Below are 18134 nucleotides of genomic sequence, written 5' to 3'. Positions count from 1 at the left end.
ATGGCCGCCGACACTGCGCCCTCCTTCCAGGAACTGATCCTGCGTCTTCAGACCTATTGGGCGGGGAAGGGCTGTGCCATCCTGCAGCCCTATGATGTGGAGGTCGGCGCCGGCACGCTGCATCCGGCCACGACGCTGCGCTCGCTCGGCCCGCGCCCCTGGCGCGCCGCCTATGTCCAGCCTTCGCGCCGCCCCGGCGACGGGCGCTATGGCGAGAACCCCAACCGGCTGCAGCATTATTACCAGTTCCAGGTGCTGCTGAAGCCTTGCCCGGCCGACATCCAGGACCTCTATCTCGGCTCGCTCGACGCCATCGGCATCGATCGCGACCTGCACGATGTGCGCTTTGTCGAGGACGACTGGGAAAACCCCACTGTGGGCGCCTGGGGCCTGGGCTGGGAAGTCTGGTGCGACGGGATGGAAGTCAGCCAGTTCACCTATTTCCAGCAAGTCGGCGGGCTGGATGTCGACCTCGTCTCCGGCGAACTGACCTACGGGCTGGAACGCCTGGCGATGTATGTCCAGGGCGTGGAGAATGTCTACGATCTGGATTTCAACGGTGCCAAAGGTGATCAGGCCCTGAAATACGGCGACGTCTTCCAGGAGGCCGAGCGCCAGTATTCCGAATTCAATTTCGAGCATGCCGATGTCGACATGCTGATCGAGTGGTTCAAGGGCGCGGAGAGCCAGTGCATGGCGCTGCTCAACCTGGACAAGCCCCTGCCCCTGCCCGCCTATGATTTCTGCCTGAAGGCCTCGCACCTGTTCAACCTGGTCGACGCCCGCGGCGCCATTTCCGTGGCCGAGCGCGCCAGCTGGATCGCCCGCGTCCGCGAACTCGCCAAGGGCTGCGCCGACGCCTGGGTCGCCAGCGAACGCGCGCAGGCGGAGGGGGCGTAATGGTGGCTGTCTGCACCTCCGCCACGTCGAGCGGGGATTTCCCCCTCATCCGCCGCTTCGCGGCACCTTCTCCCCAGGGAGAAGGGGTGTCCCGGTGGCGCTTCCACAACCTCCCTCTCCCCGGGGAGAGGGATCAAGGGAGAGGGGGAAAACACCGCCCTCTGCCGGCGAGCGCCATTCGCACCCTCACCCTCGTCACGGAGGCCACCCGATGAAACTTCCCCTTCGCGGCGGCTGCCAGTGTGGCGAGGTGCGCTATGAGCTCACCAAACAGCCGCTGACGCTCTACACCTGCCATTGCACGACCTGCCAGCAGCAGTCCTCCTCGGCCTTCGGCATGTCGATGCTGGTCGAGCGCGACGGCTTCCGCTTCCTCAAGGGCGAGGTGGCGGCCTTCTCCATTCCCACCGACTCCAAGTCGAACAAGCTGGGCCTGTTCTGCGGCAAGTGCGGCACGCGCATCGCCAACGATACCGAGGGCCGCCCGGCCCTGTCGCTGAAGGCCGGCACGCTGGACGACCGCGCCAAGCTGCGCCCCGTCGGCCATATCTGGACCCGTTCGGCCCAGGGCTGGATGAATTTCGACGAAAACGCGCTGACCTATGACAAGGCGCCCGACGACAGTTATTACGCGCTGATGGAGCGCTGGGCGGCACAAGAGCACGCCTCGTAACGGAACCCGATAATGTCCGAACTCCTGTTTGAAATCTTCTGCGAGGAAATCCCCGCCCGCATGCAGCCGAAGGCCGAGGCCGATCTCGAGCGTCTGCTGGGCGAGAAGCTGACGGCGGCGGGTCTCGCCTGGTCCTCGCTGACCACATTTGCCGGACCGCGCCGCCTCGGCCTCGCCATCGACGGCCTGCCGGTGAAGACGGACGACGTGCGCGAGGAACGCAAGGGTCCGCGCGTCGGTGCGCCGGACAAGGCCGTGGAAGGCTTCCTGCGCGGGGCCGGTGTCGACAGTCTGGACGCCTGCGAGAAGCGCGAGGACAAGAAGGGCGAATTCTGGGTCGCCATCATCGAAAAGCCCGGCCGCGCCACGGCCGAAGTGATCGCCGAGGCGATCCCCGAAGTGATGAAAGCCTTCCCCTGGCCCAAATCCATGAAGTTCGGCGAGGACGAGAAGAGCCAGCGCTGGGTGCGTCCGATCCAGCGCCTCCTGTGCCTGTTCGATGGCGATGTCGTCGATTTCGAGGTGTTCGGCATCCGCACCGGCAATCTCACCGAAGGCCATCGCCGCATGGGCCGCGGCCCGTTCGAGATCACGGATTTTGCGCAATACACGAAAGTGCTGCGCGATGAGGGCCATGTGATCCAGCAGCGCGAAGAGCGCGAGGCGATCATTCTGGACGGTGCGCGCGGGGTGTGCCGCGAGGCCGGTCTGGAACTGGTCGAGGATCCGGGGCTTCTGACCGAAGTCGCCGGCCTGGTGGAATGGCCAGTGCCGCTGCTGGGCGAGATGGATCCGGACTTCCTGGACCTGCCGCCGGAAGTCATCACCCTCACCATGAAGACCCACCAGAAGTATTTCGCGGTGAAAAAGCCCGGCGAGACCGGCGTGACGTCGAAATTCGTCGTCATCGCCAACCAGGTCGCGCCCGATGGCGGCAAGGCCATCGCGGCGGGCAATGCCCGCGTCCTCTCGGCCCGCCTCTCCGACGCCCGCCATTTCTGGGATGTCGATCAACACGTGCCACCAGAGTTTGGGGTCGAAGTAACCCCGCTCAGCAACATGGTGGGCCGCCTTGAAGACGTAACGTTTCACGCCGAACTCGGAACAGTTGAAGCTCGGGTTGATCGTCTTACCAGTCTCTCGAAAGAGATCGGGAAACTTGTCGGCGCCGACGAGCACGATGTTTGGACAGCCGCCCACTATGCAAAAGCGGACTTGGTGAGCCAGATGGTTTACGAGTTTCCTGAATTGCAGGGAGTGATTGGGCGCTACTACGCACTTGCAGCAGGTGAAACCACAGAGGTCGCAGATGCGATCCGTGATCACTATAAGCCACAAGGTCCAAGTGACATTGTACCTAGTCAGGCTGTGTCGATCGCTGTCGCGCTCGCTGACAAACTCGATGCCCTTTTGGGGTTCTGGTTGATTGGTGAAAAACCAACAGGCTCAAAAGATCCGTTTGCACTAAGGCGTGCGGCGCTTGGCGTTATACGAATTGCTCTCGAGAATGGCCTAAAGCTCCCGCTTAGCCGTGTTCTGGAGTTTTCTGGGGCCGCCTACAGAGAGCAATTTCTTGCTGAAGGGCTTCTCGATCTTGAGGCCTATAGCGATGTTTCCGATGAGGATATCGACCGAGCCGAAGCTGGTCGCGTTGCCCATTTGGACGTTAAGCTTCCCGAGATTGTTTCCGACCTCCTCGCCTTCTTCGCCGACCGCCTGAAGGTCCACCTGCGTGACGAGGGCATCCGCTATGACGTGATCGACGCCGTCTTTGCCCTCGGCGATGACGATCTCGTGCGCGTCACGGCCAAGGCGCGGGCGCTGCAGGCCTTTCTCGACACCGAGGACGGTGCGGCCCTGCTGGCCGGGTATAACCGCGCCTCGAACATCGTGCGGGCGGAAGAGAAGAAGGATGCAACCAGCTACGAAAACGAGCTGGAAGCGGATTATCTCGGCCGGAAGGATCGGGAAGACCAGGAGTGCGCGCTGATCGCCGCCGTCAACACGGTGAAGGGCGAGGCGCAGCAGGCGCTGGTCGCGGAGAATTTCGAGGCTGCCATGGCGGCCCTGGCAACGCTGCGCGCACCGATCGATGCCTTTTTCGAGCATGTCACCGTCAACAGTGAAGATGCTGCGTTGCGCCGCAACCGGCTTTTCTTATTGTCGCAAATCCGCACGGCCGTCCGCGCCGTCGCCGATTTCGACCGGATTGCAGGCTAGAGGCATCATGCTTTTCATTGTTCACGGCCATCCCGTCGCGCACCTGCCTGAGGCAGGTTCCGGCCGCGTCGTGGAAACAACAAACACCTTGTCATCCCGGCCGGATGCCCCGCATTTGGCGGGGCGCAGGGCCGGGCCCCATACGCGCCGATGCCGGCCGGAAGCAGGTTCGATATCCGCGACAGCTGGACACGCATCGGGATTATGGGTCCCGGATATCCGCCCGGCCCGAGGCCGGGCATGCGTCCGGGATGACAAGGATTTTGCGGTGTCGTCTAAGGCCCCTCATCCGGCCCTTCGGGCCACCTTCTCCCCGGCCGGGGAGAAGGGGGTTGTGGCGACACCACGAACACCTCCCTCTCCCTCGGGAGAGGGATCGAGGGAGAGGGGGAAGACACCGTCTTTCGCCCTTCAATCCCTGAGCGGGGTTTCCCCCTCATCCGCCCTTCGGGCACCTTCTCCCTTCGGAGAAGGGGTTGGTGGCGCAGGCCACGTCGCACATCTAACTCCGGGAGTTCGATAGCATGAGCGCACAGACCAAATGGGTTTACGCCTTCGGTGGAGGGGACTCGGAAGGCGAAGCCGGCATGCGTGAGCTCCTTGGCGGCAAGGGGGCCAATCTGGCCGAGATGGCCAAGCTGGGCCTGCCGGTGCCGCCGGGCTTCACCATCACGACCGAGGTCTGCACCGCCTATTACGAGAATGACCACGCCTATCCGGCGGATCTGGAAGCCCAGGTCGAGGCCTCGCTGGCCAAGCTGGAAGCGACGGTCGGCAAAAAATTCGGCGATCCGTCCAACCCGCTGCTGGTCTCGGTGCGCTCCGGCGCCCGCGCCTCCATGCCGGGCATGATGGATACGGTGCTCAATCTGGGCCTCAATGACGAGACCGCCGAGGGCCTGGCGAAACTGTCCGGCGACCGCCGCTTTGCCTATGACAGCTATCGCCGCTTTATCCAGATGTATTCCGACGTCGTGCTGGGCGTGGACCATGCCGTGTTCGAGGACATTCTGGACGGGTTCAAGGACGATAACGACTACTCGCTCGACACCGAGCTGTCGGCCGATGACTGGGTCCACATGGTGACCGAGTACAAGAAAGCCGCGGCACGCGAGCTGGGCCGCGATTTCCCCGCCGATCCGCGCGAACAGCTGTGGGGCGCCATCGGCGCCGTGTTCGGCTCGTGGATGACCGAGCGCGCCAAGACCTATCGCCGCCTGCACGACATCCCGGCCAGCTGGGGCACGGCGGTGAATGTCCAGGCCATGGTGTTCGGCAATATGGGCGAGACGTCCGCCACCGGCGTCGCCTTCACCCGCGACCCGTCGACCGGCGATACCGGCTATTACGGCGAATTCCTGGTCAATGCCCAGGGCGAGGACGTGGTGGCGGGCATCCGCACGCCGCAATGCCTCACCGAGGCGATGCGCGAAAAGATGGGCGACGACAACCCGTCCATGGAAGCCGCCATGCCGGAGAGCTTTGCCGAACTTTCTGCCGTTTTCGACAAGCTGGAACGCCACTACCGCGACATGCAGGACATCGAGTTCACGGTCGAGGCCGGCCGGCTCTGGATGCTGCAGACCCGCAATGGCAAGCGCACCGCCAAGGCGGCGCTGAAGATCGCCGTCGACATGGCGTCCGAAGAGCTGATCACCACGGACGAGGCCGTGATGCGCGTCGATCCGGCCCAGCTGGACCAGTTGCTGCACCCGACCCTGGATCCGGAAGGCGAGCGCGATGTGCTGACCACCGGCCTGCCCGCCTCACCGGGCGCGGCCTGCGGCAAGGTCGTGTTCGACAGTGACGAGGCCGAGGAACGCCGCAAGTCCGGCGAGAAAGTCATCCTCGTTCGCATCGAGACCTCGCCGGAAGACATTCACGGCATGCATGCCGCGGAAGGCATCATCACCGCACGCGGCGGCATGACCAGCCACGCCGCCGTGGTGGCGCGCGGCATGGGACGGCCCTGCGTGTCCGGTGCCGGCCAGATCAAGATCGATTATGCCAACCGGCAGTTCGCGGTCGGCCGCCGCATTATCAAGGACGGCGAGACCGTGACCATCGACGGCGCCACCGGCCAGGTCCTCTATGGCGAAGCCAAGATGATCAAGCCGGAGCTGACCGGCGATTTCGCCAAGCTGATGGCCTGGGCCGATACGCACCGCCGCATGAAGGTGCGCACCAATGCCGAAACGCCGGCCGACTGCCAGACCGCGGTCGATTTCGGCGCCGAGGGCATCGGCCTGTGCCGCACCGAACACATGTTCTTCGAGGCCGACCGGATTGCTGCCGTGCGCGAGATGATCCTGTCGAACGACCAGGACGGCCGCGTCACGGCGCTGGACAAGATCCTTCCCATGCAGCGCGAGGACTTCAAGGAGATCTTCCGCATCATGGGCGAGCGGCCCTGCACGATCCGCCTGCTGGATCCGCCGCTGCACGAATTCCTGCCGCACTCGGAAGAGGATGTCGTTGACGTTGCCAAGGCGACCGGCCTGCCGGCCGACCAGCTGCTGGCCCGCGCCCGCGACCTCGCCGAAAGCAACCCCATGCTGGGCCATCGCGGCTGCCGCCTGGGCATCACCTATCCGGAAATCTACGAGATGCAGGCCCGGGCGATCTTCGAGGCCCAGGTTGCCGTGGAGTCCGAAACCGGCTTCCAGCCGCTCGCCGAAGTGATGATCCCGCTGGTGGCCACCGCTGCCGAGCTGTCCATCCTCAAGGCCCGCGTCGCCGGCGTCGCCAAGGCCGTGGCCGAAGAGACCGGCGGCAAGCCGAAATATCTCATCGGCACGATGATCGAACTGCCGCGCGCCGCCCTGCGTGCCGGGGATATCGCCCGCGATGCGGAATTCTTCTCCTTCGGCACCAATGACCTCACCCAGACCACGTTCGGCCTGTCGCGCGACGATGCCGGCAAATTCCTGAACGACTATATCGAGGCCGGTATTTTCGAGAAGGATCCCTTCGTCTCGCTCGACCGCGACGGTGTCGGCGATCTCGTGCGCATTGCTGCCGAGCGGGGCCGCGCCGAGCGCGACGGCCTGAAGCTGGGCATTTGCGGCGAGCATGGCGGCGATCCCAACTCGATCGATTTCTGCGAGGAAGTGGGCCTGGATTACGTCTCTTGCTCGCCCTATCGCGTGCCGATCGCCCGCCTCGCGGCGGCCCAGGCCCGGCTACGCCGGCTCTGAGCAGAGCGGGCGCAAGCCAGCCATTCCTTTGCGGATGGCCAAGGCAAGCCAAGAGAAACACAAGAGAAATCGGCTCTTCCCTTCCCAGGGGAGAGTCATTTCTTATTTGTAATCGGCAGGCGATATTGACCTGATCGCCGCGCGCCCATAGATACGCGCTCCTTATTTCACGAAGGATTCAGTAAGCAGCGGCCATGATAGATTCGAAGAATCGGCAGTCGATTCGACGAATGGTCAGAACGAACAGTGATCGGATGAATCTGGACGACGCACGCAGCCAACAGAAGCAGCTCGCGACCGCATTTCACATGCTGGCCGCCCTGGTGCTGTGCGCGCTGACCATCCTGGTGCTGAACCTGGCCTCGGCCCGCGCCCGCGAACAGGACGAGACGCTGCAATGGCAGCGCCTGGCCGGCACCTATCTCGCCCGCGGTGATATCGGTGCCGACTGGCAAGCCCCGCGCACGCTGCGCATCGCCTCCATCCTGCTGGAATCCGACAATGAGGCCGGCGCTGTCCTGCGCGCCCGCTCGCTCGACGATCTGCAGACCTTCGACAGCTCACACTTCTCGACCGCCGCCAATCTGACCTCCGAGGTCGATTGCCTGTCGCACGCCATCTATTACGAAGCGCGCTCGGAAAGCTTTGTCGGCCAGCTCGCCGTCGCCCAGGTCATCATGAACCGGGTCCGCCATCCGGCCTATCCCGGCACGATCTGCGGTGTGGTGTTCGAAGGCGCCGAGCGGGTGACCGGCTGTCAGTTCACCTTCACCTGCGACGGCTCGATGATCCGCGAACCGCGCGGCCGTTCCTGGCGCCGCTCGCAACTGGTCGCCCAGCACGCCTTCATGGGTTTCGGCCGCGACGTCACCCGTCGCGCGACGCATTATCACACCGTCGCCGTCGATCCCTACTGGAACGACAATCTGGTGCGCACGCGCCGGATCGGCACGCACATCTTCTACCGCTTCCCGACGCGCCGCGAACGCGCTGCCGGCATTCTGCGCGAGCGTGACGCCTGATTGTCACCGCAATGGGTGCGTTATGCGGCCCTTGTGATGCACGTGTGTGATGCTTGTGATGCAGCAATTTCGCTACTGATAGACGTCCAGACCGGCTGCTTCGGCCCGTTTGCGGACCTGGCGGTGGAAGATCCAGAAGCCCGCAATCCCGGCCGCCAGGGCCAGCGCATTGACCCAACCGCCACCCAGCGCCTGGGCCGTCAGGGCCACGGCACCGCAGCCCGCACTCCACACCGCCCACAGCCCCGCCACGCGGCGATGACTGGCCCCCAGCGTGATCATCAGCTGATAGGCATGCGCCCGGTGCGCCACGAAGGCTGACCGTCCGACCCGCACCCGCGCCGCCATGGTCAGAAGCACGTCACCCAGAAGCGGCAGGATCAGCAGCGGCACCAGCCAGACTGCCCCCTCGCCCGACATCCGCGCCCAGAAAAGCGCCAGTCCGGCAAAGACCACCGCCATCCCCAGCGCCCCAACATCGCCGCAGAACAGGCGTCCACGCGCGCTGGCCAGCGGCGCATTCCACACGGCAAATCCGGCCATTGCACCCGCCACGCCGAACGCCGCCACGGCGACACTGCCCTCAGCCAGAACGCCCAGCGCCAGAGCCGCCGGGATCAGGACCGCGGCGATCAGACCGTCCGATCCGTCCATGAAATTGACGGCATTAGCCGTTGTGAAAATCCACAGCGCCGAGCCGGCCAGTCCGACGAGCCAGGGCAAGGCAATCCCAAGCTCGGTGACCGGTCCCGCCATGCCGGCCACGGCAATCGAGACCAGGGCCAGAACTACAAATTTGAGCGTCTCGGATAAAGTGACCAGATCGTCCAGCAGACCCAACGCAGCCGCGACCCCGCCGCCCAGCGCAATCCCGGCCAGCGCTGCGCCGGTTGCCGGACTGCCGGCGTCCAGAAGCGCCCAGGCCGCAAACACGCCCGCCATCGCCCCCAGCCCACCACCGCGCGGTGTCGGATCGCGATGATTGGAACGCTCATTCGGGCGATCCAGAATACCCGCGCGCAACATCATGCCAGCCACGGCCAGCGCAACGCAGAAAGCCGTCAGGGCAGAAACGAGCCCCGCCATCATGCCGGCATCTCCGGCGCTCCCAGCGTCACCGCCTGCGCGAAACCCGGATAGGCTTCAGCGGCGCTTTCCGCTTCGTCCATCGTGTCGAACAAGGCAAAACAGCTGGCGCCGGACCCGGTCATCCGCGCCAGCCAGGCGCCGGGCTGGGCGTGCAGCCATTCCAGCGTATCGCCGATCACACCTTCCCGGCCGATCGCGACAGCTTCCAGATCATTGGCCTCGCCAGTCAGCCAGCCGGCCAGATCGCCCTGATACCAGGGCCCGTCTGCCAGCGGACCTGGATCCCGGCTGTCGAAGGCGACAAACACCGGCCCTGTGGGAACGGCCACGCCCGGATTGACGATGACGGCCGGCAGGCCCGGCCCGATCTCGACCATCTCGATCCATTCGCCGATCCCGCGCATGCGCAACGGCCGGGAATAAAGACAGGCCGGTACATCCGCGCCCAGGCCGAGCCCCAGCTCGGCCAGCCGGTCGAGCGGCCAGTCCAGCTTCCAGAACCGGTTCAGCGCCCGCAGCGTTGCAGCAGCATCGGCCGACCCACCGCCCAACCCGGCCTCCACCGGGATCGCCTTGTGCAGATGAATGCGCGCCGCACGATCAAGACCAGCCGCGCGCTGCAGCGCCACCGCCGCCTTCATGACGAGATTGTCGTGCCCGCCGGCCAGCCGTCGCGAGGGTTCGCCGGACATGGTCAGCAGGAAGGCCGGACTGTCATCGACGCGGACCTCGTCGCCCCAGTCGGCAAACACGACAAAGCTGTCGAGGGGGTGATAGCCGTCCGCCCGGGCGCGTCCGACCCGGAGGGTGAGGTTGACTTTCGCCGGTGCGAATTCCCGGACTTCGCCCGGGCTCACGGCTCCGGCACCTCGGCGGGATCGGCCGGTGCGTCGCCATTGGCGGCATAGACAGGCGTGTGTTCCGGCGGCTGGCCGTGCTCGAGGCGGTATTCCAGCCCCTCGCGCTGCTCGTCCGCAGGGTCAAGATCGATGGCGCGGCGCCACTGGAAGCCCGCTTCCAGACGGCGGCCGACCTGCCAGTAGGCATCGCCGAGATGGTAATTGGCGGTCGCGCTGCCCGGGTTGAGTTCCGCCGCCCGCTCCAGTTCCTGCACTGCCAGATCGTAATGGCCCAGCTGGTAGTAGGCCCAGCCCAGACTGTCGATTACATTGCCGTTTTCCGGCGCGAGATCGGCCGCCTGCACGATCATCTCGAAGGCTTCATCGACGCGCTCGCCGCGGTCGATCCACATATAGCCCAGATCGTTGAGCACGGTGGACTGGCCCGGGGCCAGCTCCAGCGCAGCAAGATACTCGGCCTCGGCGGCCTCCCAGTTGTCCAGCATCAGATAGCAGGACGCCCGGAAATAGTGATAGCGCCAGTCATCCGGCAAGCCCTGTTCGCGGTTGAGCGCCATTGCCTGACCATAGAGATCGACCGCCGCCGCCCATTCGCCCGAGATCCGGGACATGTCGGCATAGAGCAGGATCGCCTCTGCAGCACCGGTTCTCTCAGCAAGGTCGCGCGCGGCGGCATGGGCCGCCTCGATCCGGCCCAGCGTCGCCATCAGCACGATCCGGTCGATCTGCGCACCCAGCCGGAACGGACCTTCGGGAACCGAGGCATATTCGGCCAGCGCGAGATCGTGCAGGCCGATCCGGTCGAGCGAGCCGGCCAGCACGATGTGCAGCGGCGCAAGATCCGGATCCAGCCGCTGGACCATGCGCATATAGATGATGGTCAGGTCCATATCGGCCTGGGCCGCCAGATCGGCCGTCGGTCCAAGCACGGCGCGAGCGGCCAGTCCCGGAATGTCCGGCCGGCGCGGCGCCCGACGGCCCTGGCTGGCGATCTCGTAGAGCGCCTGGATGCTGGCCTCCTCCGGATCATCTTCCAGATAGGTCTCGAACAGGGTGGCAGCCTCGGCGCGACGCCCTTCGCGCATCAGGAAACCGCCATACATTTCCGTCGACAGGCGGCGGAAGGTCGAGGTGAAGACGGCCGAACGGTAAGCCGCCTCGGCCGCTGCCGGATTGCCCGCGGCCTCGAACAGCATCGCCTTGTGCAGCCACAGATGCGACGCCAGAAAGCCCGGCGCCTGCATCTCGCCGACCTCGGTCAGGGCTTCGTCGCCCCGGCCAGCGCCCATCAACGCCCAATGGCGCAATATGTCCTGGAAGAAGGTGTTATAGGGGCCATAGTCCGGCGCCGCGTCGAGAACGCTCAGGGCCGCGCGATAGTCGTGCCGCGAGATCCGGTCGGAGGCGCGAAACAGGGTCGCAAGCCGGCTGGGGTCGCCCGCCTCGCTTGCCGAAACGGCCAGGGCCGAGGCCCGGTCCAGATCGCCGGCGATGACCGATGTGATGAAGGCCCGGTCGGCGAGCACTGAATTGCCCGGCAACCGGTCGAGCGCCTCGAGATAATAGTCCGCCGCGCCCGCCGCGTCGCGGTTCACACCGGCATAGCGGGCAGCCAGAAAGGCACCATAGGCCGAGGTTTCCTCCTCGGCCGGCACGGTCACGCAGGATGTCAGGGCCGTTGCCGCGAACAGTACGGGCCAGGCGCGCAGGATGCTTGTCATGGCCTCATGCTCGCTCCGCACCGCCCGGCGCGCAAGGCCTGATGGCTGTGCGCCGGATTACATTCCCGCATACATCGGACCGCCGCCGCCTTCCGGCGTGGTCCAGTTGATGTTCTGGTTGGGATCCTTGATGTCGCAGGTCTTGCAGTGGACGCAGTTCTGGGCGTTGATCTGGAAGCGTTCCTCGCCCGTCGTTTCGTCCTTGATCCACTCATAGACACCGGCCGGGCAATAGCGCGCCGACGGGCCGCCATAGACCTCCAGTTCGGAGGCCTTCTGCAGGTCCATATCGGCCACCTTGAGGTGAACCGGCTGGTCTTCCTCGTGATTGGTGTTCGAGATGAAGACCGAGGACAGACGGTCGAAGGTCAGCTTGCCGTCTGGTTTGGGGTAATCGATCTTGCGGAACTTCTCCGCGGGCTGTGTGCTTGCAGCGTCGGTCTTGCCGTGACCCATCGTGCCGAAGGGCGACCAGCCGCCGAACAGCGTGTTGCACCACATGTCCAGCCCGCCCAGGGCGATACCGATCGTGGTGCCGAATTTCGACCAGAGCGGCTTGGCATTGCGCACCGCCTTGAGGTCCTTGGCGACCCAGGAATTCTCGTAGGCCGTCTGGTATTCCGCCAGCTCGTCATGCGCACGGCCGGCACCGATGGCGGCAAACACGCTTTCCGCCGCCAGCATGCCGGTCTTCATGGCGTTGTGGCTGCCCTTGATGCGCGGCACGTTCACGAAGCCCGCCGAACAGCCGATCAGCGCACCGCCCGGGAAAGCCAGTTTCGGGACCGATTGGAAGCCGCCTTCGGTGATGGCGCGGGCGCCGTAGGAGATGCGCTCGCCGCCTTCCAGCACCTCGCGGATGGCCGGGTGCGTCTTCAGGCGCTGGAACTCCTCGAAGGGCGAGATCCAGGGGTTCTTGTAATTGAGGTGAACGACGAAACCGATCGAGACCAGATTGTCGCCATAGTGGTACATGAAGGAGCCGCCGCCGGTGGAATTGTCGAGCGGCCAGCCCATGGTGTGCTTCACCATGCCGGGCTTGTGGTTCTCCGGCTTCACGCGCCAGAGCTCCTTCAGGCCGATGCCGAACTTCTGCGGCTCCTTGCCCTCGGACAGTCCATAGCGGCCGATCAGCTTCTTGGCGAGCGAGCCGCGGGCACCTTCGGCAATCAGCGTGTACTTGCCGCGCAACTCCATGCCCGGCTGGTAGCCATCCTTGTGACCGCCATCGCGGGCCAGACCGAAATCACCGGTCACCACGCCCTTGATGGCGCCATCTTCCTCGATCACGTCGGCAGCGGGGAAGCCGGGATAGATTTCAACGCCCATCGCTTCGGCCTGCTCGCCCAGCCAGCGGCACACATTGCCCAGCGAGACGATATGGCAGCCATGATTGCTCATCAGCGGCGGGAAGAAGAGCGTCGGCAGGCTGATCGAACCGGCCGCACCGAGCACTTCGAAAATATCCGTCTTGACGGGATCGTTGAGCGGCGCGCCCTTCTCGGCCCAGTCGGGGATAAGCTCGTTGAGCGCCTTGGGATCGACGACGGCGCCGGACAGGATGTGTGCGCCCACCTCGGCGCCCTTTTCCAGCACGGCGATCGACAGCTCCTGCCCGGCTTCATCGGCAAGCTGTTTCAGACGGATCGCGGCCGACAGACCGGCGGGGCCACCCCCGACGATCACCACATCGTATTCCATGGATTCGCGTTCGATCGGTGCGTCGGTCATTCCTGCTCCCACTCTTTTCTCATCGGTTTCAGCACTGCCCCGCTTGCAGGCCTTCGGTCATACCTTAGGATCGAATACCCATCTAGCGTGTCCGGCTGTCCGGATCAAAGTTATTACGTTGACGTACGCGTAAGCCATGTCCAACCCAGGTGCCACACTCGACCCGCACGACGAAAAGGCTCTCAAGGCCCTGATCGCGTGGTGGGAGGAAGCCGGGATCGAGCTCGATGCTCCGATCCAGCGGCCGCGGCCTGTGCCGGCGGCCGGTGCGGCGCATGACCGCGCGCCTCCCTCATCAACACCCGCCACCGTCCGCGATACGCAACAGGCTGCGCCCCAGCGCACCGCCACCGCGGCGGCGGCACGGGCAGCCGGCTATGGCCAGGCACCCGATGACGGCCCCTCGGCGCAGGAACTCGCGGCCGGCGCCGCCACACTGGACGACTTGCAGGTGGCTATTGCCGCGTTCGAGGGCTGTCCGCTCAAGCGCACCGCCCGCAACACGGTCTTCGCCCGCGGCAATCGCGAAGCCCGGATCATGGTGGTCGGCGAAGCGCCCGGCAAGGAAGAGGACGAGCAAGGCCAACCCTTCGTCGGCCGGTCCGGACAATTGCTGGACCGCATGTTCGCCGCGATCGGGCTGGGGCCGGACGATCTCTACATCTCCAACATCCTGAACTGGCGTCCGCCCGGTAATCGCGCACCGACCCAGGAAGAGATCACCATGTGCCTGCCCTTCATCGAACGGCACATCGCCCTCAAGGCACCGGATATTCTCGTCGTCGCCGGCGGTATCTCCGCCCAATCCCTGATGCGGACATCGACCGGGATCACCCGGCTGCGCGGTCAATGGGGCGAGTATGCCGTGCGGGATCCGCAGGGCGAATCGACGGACCGGGTAATTCCGGTCCTGCCCGTCTTCCACCCCTCCTACCTGCTCCGCCGCCCCCCGGAGAAGCGTCTGGCGTGGCAGGACATGCTGGCCCTGGAAGCGCGCCTTGCTGGCTAGATAAAGGGAGGCGGGTCCAACAGGATTCTTCCGCATCTTTCAGATTTTTCCAAAAATTGTTCTTGATTTGTTCTCATCGTGAGTCATAGTGCGCTCATGACCGAGCGCCCAGGTGGCTACGCCCTAAACGCCCCTCAGGCGGCCCCCTCTGCCGGATCCCCCACCGCCCCGGGGGACGGCGTCCGGGGCCGGGGCGCTCGGTCTAACGCATCGGGCCGGTACGAGGCCTTCGCCCGCGAGGCCTTCGATGACGGCTGGACCGAGGCAGATGCGCCGGCGCCGCGCCTGGGCACGACCATCCTGAAGGATGCGTCCCGTTCCATCGTCGCGACCAACAGCTCGCCGGACATTTCCTTCGACCAGTCGATCAATCCCTATCGCGGCTGCGAGCATGGTTGCATCTACTGCTATGCCCGGCCCAGTCACGCCTATTGGGGCTATTCTCCGGGCCTCGACTTCGAGAGCGTGATCTTCGCCAAACCCGACGGCCCGGCCCTGCTGGAGGCCTTCTTCAACCGGCCGGGCTATCAACCCAAACCGATCGTGATCGGCGCCAATACCGATGCCTGGCAGCCGGTCGAACGGCGCCTGCAGCACACCCGCGAAATCCTCAAAGTCTTCGCCCGCTACCGGCACCCGGTCAGCTTCATCACCAAATCAGCGCTGGTCCTGCGCGATCTGGACATACTCGGCCCGATGGCCGCCGATGGCCTCGCCAAGGGCGCGATTTCCGTGACCACGCTCGACCGGCGTCTGGCCCGGGACATGGAGCCCCGCGCCGCAGCGCCGCACCGCCGGCTCGAAGCGATCCGGGGACTGTCTGAGGCCGGCCTTCCGGTCACGCTGATGATGGCGCCCATCATTCCAGCCCTCAACGACAACGAGATCGAGGCGGTCTTCAAGGCGGGCGCCGAAGCGGGTGCCGTGAATGCCTCCTACGTGCTCCTGCGCCTGCCGCTGGAGATCAAGGATCTGTTCCGCGAATGGCTGCAGACGGCCCGGCCCGATGCGGCCGGACGCGTCATGTCGCTGATCCGCCAGATGCGCGGCGGGCGTGACTACGATCCGCAATGGGGCACGCGCGGCCGCGGCCAGGGACCGCTGGCCGAGCTGATCGTCACCCGCGTCCGCGCCGCCATACGCCGCTACGGCCTGACCGCACCGCGCACCGAACTCGACTTTTCCAAATTCGAACGCCCTCTCGGCTCCGCCGGTCAACCGAGTCTTTTCTGAGCCGCCAGATCAGGCGCGATCGCGCAGCAGGTCACCGCTGCCGCCATTGACCTGGTCGGCAATGGCCTGGCGTTGTTCGGCCGAAAAACTGTCGAAACCGGGCACATGCCCGCGTGAAACCGGGCGCGATACCAGGAAGCCCTGCAAAATAAGGTCAGGCTGGCAGCCCAGCGCGGCGAGTTCGCCGAACGTCTCGACACCTTCCACCACCACGCTGATGCCCAGCGCCCGCGCCAGATCGATCGTCGCCTGGACGATGATCTGCGCTTCGCGATCATCTTCGATCCCGGTGATGAAGGAGCGGTCGATCTTGATCTTGTCGAAGGGGAAAGTGCGCAGATAGGCAAGGGAAGAATAGCCCGTCCCGAAATCGTCGATCGCCAGACACACACCAAGATTCTTCAGCGCCCGCATCACTTCCAGCGCCCGGGCCTCGTCGTCGATCAGCACGCCCTCGGTGATCTCGACCACCAGCCGCCCCGGCGCGAGACCGGAGGCCCGCAGCGCCTGCTGAACGCTGAGCACGAGGTTGCCCTGGCGGAACTGCGCCGGACTGACATTGACGGCGACGCGACGGTCTTCCGGCCAGCTGACCGCTTCGCGGCAGGCCGCCCGGATCACCCACTCACCCATTTTGAGGATCTGGCCGGTTTCCTCGGCGATCTGCACGAATTCGGCCGGCGAAACATAGCCCCGCTTCTCGTCATTCCAGCGCACCAACGCCTCATAGCCGACGATAGCGCCATCGCCGAGCCGGATCTGGGGCTGGAAGTGGAGTTCGAGAAGTTCGTCCTCGATCGCCATGGCCAGATCGGCTTCCAGCAGGCGGCGCTCCTGTAGCATCCGGCCAAGCTTGGGATCGAAGCCGCGCACCTGGTTCCGGCCCTGCCCCTTGGCGTGATAGAGAGCCAGATCCGCCTGGTTCATCAGCCGGTCCGGGTCCTCGCCATCGAGCGGAAAGACCGTCGCCCCGCCGGACGCACTGACATTCAGCGTCAGCTGACCGATGACCACCGGCACGCCGATATGGTCGACGACACGCTGCGCCGTGCCCAGAACCTCGTCATGACCGGACACATCCGGCAGCACGACAGCAAATTCATCACCGCTCAGGCGCGCCGGGATTGCCTTGTCCGGCAGCGTGTCGAGCATGCGTTCAGCGACCGCCTTCAACAGCGCGTCCCCGGTCGCATGGCCATGGACGTCATTGACTTCCTTGAACCGGTCGAGATCGAAGAACACCACAGCGACCATCGTGTCATTCTGCCAGGCCTGTTCGATGGCGTCGTCAAGCGCTTCGCGGAAACGGAGACGATTGGGCAACCCCGTAAGGGTGTCATGGTGGGCAAGATGGGTCATCCGCGCCCGCACCCGCTCTTCGGCGGAAACATCCCGGAACACCAGCACGTCCGACGCCTCGCCGCCGAAATCGATCTTGCGGGCCCGCACCTGCACAGTCAGGCCGCCATCATTGCGGCCGCGCAGACGGCAGGTCACCGGCCGTGTATCGTCGATATCTGCCAGGGCGGACATCGCAGCCGCGTCGAGCGCCAGCTTGTTGACAGGCATGTCCAGCAGATCGGCGCGCCGCAGTTTGAGCATGTCGCAGAGCGGCTCGTTGACCTCGCGCACGAGCCCCTCGCGGACAATAGCAATCCCCTCGAACGTCGCGTCCGACAGTGCCTGCAGGCGCTGGGCCTCGGCCTGTCGGCGCGCGCCGAGGACCACATCCAGTGCCGCAGCAGCCAGACCGACACTGATCACGAAGACCACCGCGAGAGCGACGGTAACGGCCAACAGCTTGGACGCGCCTCCCGCGCCGTCGGCAATACCCGGCACGGACGGCACTAGCTGCATCGCCGACATCGCCGTGAAATGCAGGCTCACCACGCCCAGCACGAGCAGTGCACCTGCCCCCGTCAGACCGGCGAGGCTGCGGAGGCGAACCAGAACCGTTGCGCTTGAGGCCGCGAACAGCATGCCGGCGCCTATGGAGACGAGCACCAACGGTGCGTCCCAGACGATGTCCGCACCGACATTCATGGCGTCGATGCCCATGAAGTGCATGGTCGCGATCCCGGCGCCGACCACTGCCCCACCCAGCGGCGCGCCATAGGCTTGCGGCATGCGCACAGCATAGGTCCAGCCGCAGCTGGTCACGAAAATGGCGAGAAGGAGCGAACCGACCGTACCGAACAGGCCGTACTCGACCGGTACCGGCGCTTCATAAGCCAGCATGGACACGAAGTGTGTGCCCCAGATGCCGACACCACTGACGAATCCGGTCACGATCAGCCACAAGGACTGCCGGTCGTCCGGTGCCGACTGCCCGCGGCGCGCCATCCCGACGGCAGCAAAGGCCGACAAGGCGCACAAAAGGGCGGCAACCGCGACGAGCCGAAGGTCGTGTTCGACCGTCACGCAATAGAAAACGCGATACACTCGGCGCCTCGAAGGATCTGCTCTGCCCATGACCCTC

At 65.2% G+C, this 18134-nt stretch carries 12 protein-coding genes; 7 read left to right on the top strand and 5 right to left on the bottom strand.

Annotated features, from left to right (window positions below):
- From ACXAJV_RS06815 to ACXAJV_RS06795, 5 genes are all read left to right on the top strand, one after another.
- A complete protein-coding gene (locus ACXAJV_RS06815; RefSeq protein ID WP_475083465.1) occupies window positions 1-900 on the top strand; it encodes a glycine--tRNA ligase subunit alpha in 900 nt (299 codons plus the stop codon).
- Between the two features lie 211 nt (window positions 901-1111).
- Window positions 1112-1573 carry a GFA family protein gene (locus tag ACXAJV_RS06810; RefSeq protein WP_475083462.1) on the top strand — a complete coding sequence of 154 codons (462 nt, stop codon included), beginning with the start codon at window positions 1112-1114 and terminating at the stop codon, window positions 1571-1573.
- Between the two features lie 12 nt (window positions 1574-1585).
- Window positions 1586-3793, top strand: coding sequence for a glycine--tRNA ligase subunit beta (gene glyS / locus ACXAJV_RS06805; protein WP_475083460.1), 2208 nt, complete (start codon window positions 1586-1588; stop codon window positions 3791-3793).
- A 524-nt stretch (window positions 3794-4317) separates the two neighbouring features.
- A complete protein-coding gene (gene ppdK, locus ACXAJV_RS06800; RefSeq protein ID WP_475083457.1) occupies window positions 4318-6990 on the top strand; it encodes a pyruvate, phosphate dikinase in 2673 nt (890 codons plus the stop codon).
- Between the two features lie 254 nt (window positions 6991-7244).
- Window positions 7245-8012, top strand: a complete 768-nt coding sequence (locus ACXAJV_RS06795) for a cell wall hydrolase (protein WP_475083454.1) — start codon at window positions 7245-7247, stop codon at window positions 8010-8012.
- Between the two features lie 72 nt (window positions 8013-8084).
- Here the strand turns inward: ACXAJV_RS06795 and ACXAJV_RS06790 are convergent, their stop codons facing one another.
- The 4 genes from ACXAJV_RS06790 to ACXAJV_RS06775 are packed head-to-tail and all read right to left on the bottom strand — an operon-like array spanning window position 8085 to window position 13413.
- Entirely contained in the window at window positions 8085-9101 is a 1017-nt protein-coding gene (locus ACXAJV_RS06790; RefSeq protein WP_475083451.1) for a glycosyltransferase family 4 protein, read from the bottom strand.
- The gene (locus ACXAJV_RS06785) at window positions 9098-9958 is read right to left on the bottom strand and encodes a 4-(cytidine 5'-diphospho)-2-C-methyl-D-erythritol kinase (RefSeq protein WP_475083449.1); all 861 of its coding nucleotides are present in this window, start codon (window positions 9956-9958) and stop codon (window positions 9098-9100) included. Before ACXAJV_RS06785 ends, ACXAJV_RS06790 begins: the two co-directional genes overlap by 4 nt.
- Window positions 9955-11682 (bottom strand): tetratricopeptide repeat protein, encoded by a 1728-nt coding sequence (locus ACXAJV_RS06780; RefSeq protein ID WP_475083446.1) that lies wholly within the window; start codon window positions 11680-11682, stop codon window positions 9955-9957. Before ACXAJV_RS06780 ends, ACXAJV_RS06785 begins: the two co-directional genes overlap by 4 nt.
- Before the next feature lie 57 nt (window positions 11683-11739).
- Window positions 11740-13413: an electron transfer flavoprotein-ubiquinone oxidoreductase gene (locus ACXAJV_RS06775; RefSeq protein WP_475083444.1), complete on the bottom strand. Its 1674-nt coding sequence runs from the start codon at window positions 13411-13413 to the stop codon at window positions 11740-11742.
- A 136-nt stretch (window positions 13414-13549) separates the two neighbouring features.
- Here ACXAJV_RS06775 and ACXAJV_RS06770 point away from each other — a divergent pair, with 136 nt between their 5' ends.
- Entirely contained in the window at window positions 13550-14422 is an 873-nt protein-coding gene (locus tag ACXAJV_RS06770) for a uracil-DNA glycosylase (RefSeq protein ID WP_475083442.1), read from the top strand.
- A 96-nt stretch (window positions 14423-14518) separates the two neighbouring features.
- Window positions 14519-15655, top strand: coding sequence for a PA0069 family radical SAM protein (locus tag ACXAJV_RS06765; RefSeq protein ID WP_475083440.1), 1137 nt, complete (start codon window positions 14519-14521; stop codon window positions 15653-15655).
- 9 nt (window positions 15656-15664) lie between these two features.
- On the opposite strand, the gene ACXAJV_RS06760 is transcribed toward ACXAJV_RS06765, so the two are convergent.
- Window positions 15665-18097 carry a bifunctional diguanylate cyclase/phosphodiesterase gene (locus ACXAJV_RS06760; protein ID WP_475083438.1) on the bottom strand — a complete coding sequence of 811 codons (2433 nt, stop codon included), beginning with the start codon at window positions 18095-18097 and terminating at the stop codon, window positions 15665-15667.
- Window positions 18098-18134: the final 37 nt, after the last annotated feature.

Source organism: Maricaulis sp. ABE4_448 (assembly GCF_056160825.1).
The sequence above is the reverse complement of the archived record's forward strand: the minus strand, read 5'-3'. Positions and strand labels throughout refer to the sequence as shown.

Coding starts and splice junctions, on each gene's coding strand:
- ACXAJV_RS06815 (WP_475083465.1), top strand. CDS start 1: ATGGCCGCCGACACTGCGCCCTCCTTCCAGGAACTGATCCTGCGTCTT.
- ACXAJV_RS06810 (WP_475083462.1), top strand. CDS start 1,112: ATGAAACTTCCCCTTCGCGGCGGCTGCCAGTGTGGCGAGGTGCGCTAT.
- glyS (WP_475083460.1), top strand. CDS start 1,586: ATGTCCGAACTCCTGTTTGAAATCTTCTGCGAGGAAATCCCCGCCCGC.
- ppdK (WP_475083457.1), top strand. CDS start 4,318: ATGAGCGCACAGACCAAATGGGTTTACGCCTTCGGTGGAGGGGACTCG.
- ACXAJV_RS06795 (WP_475083454.1), top strand. CDS start 7,245: ATGAATCTGGACGACGCACGCAGCCAACAGAAGCAGCTCGCGACCGCA.
- ACXAJV_RS06790 (WP_475083451.1), bottom strand. CDS start 9,101: ATGATGGCGGGGCTCGTTTCTGCCCTGACGGCTTTCTGCGTTGCGCTG.
- ACXAJV_RS06780 (WP_475083446.1), bottom strand. CDS start 11,682: ATGACAAGCATCCTGCGCGCCTGGCCCGTACTGTTCGCGGCAACGGCC.
- ACXAJV_RS06775 (WP_475083444.1), bottom strand. CDS start 13,413: ATGACCGACGCACCGATCGAACGCGAATCCATGGAATACGATGTGGTG.
- ACXAJV_RS06770 (WP_475083442.1), top strand. CDS start 13,550: ATGTCCAACCCAGGTGCCACACTCGACCCGCACGACGAAAAGGCTCTC.
- ACXAJV_RS06765 (WP_475083440.1), top strand. CDS start 14,519: ATGACCGAGCGCCCAGGTGGCTACGCCCTAAACGCCCCTCAGGCGGCC.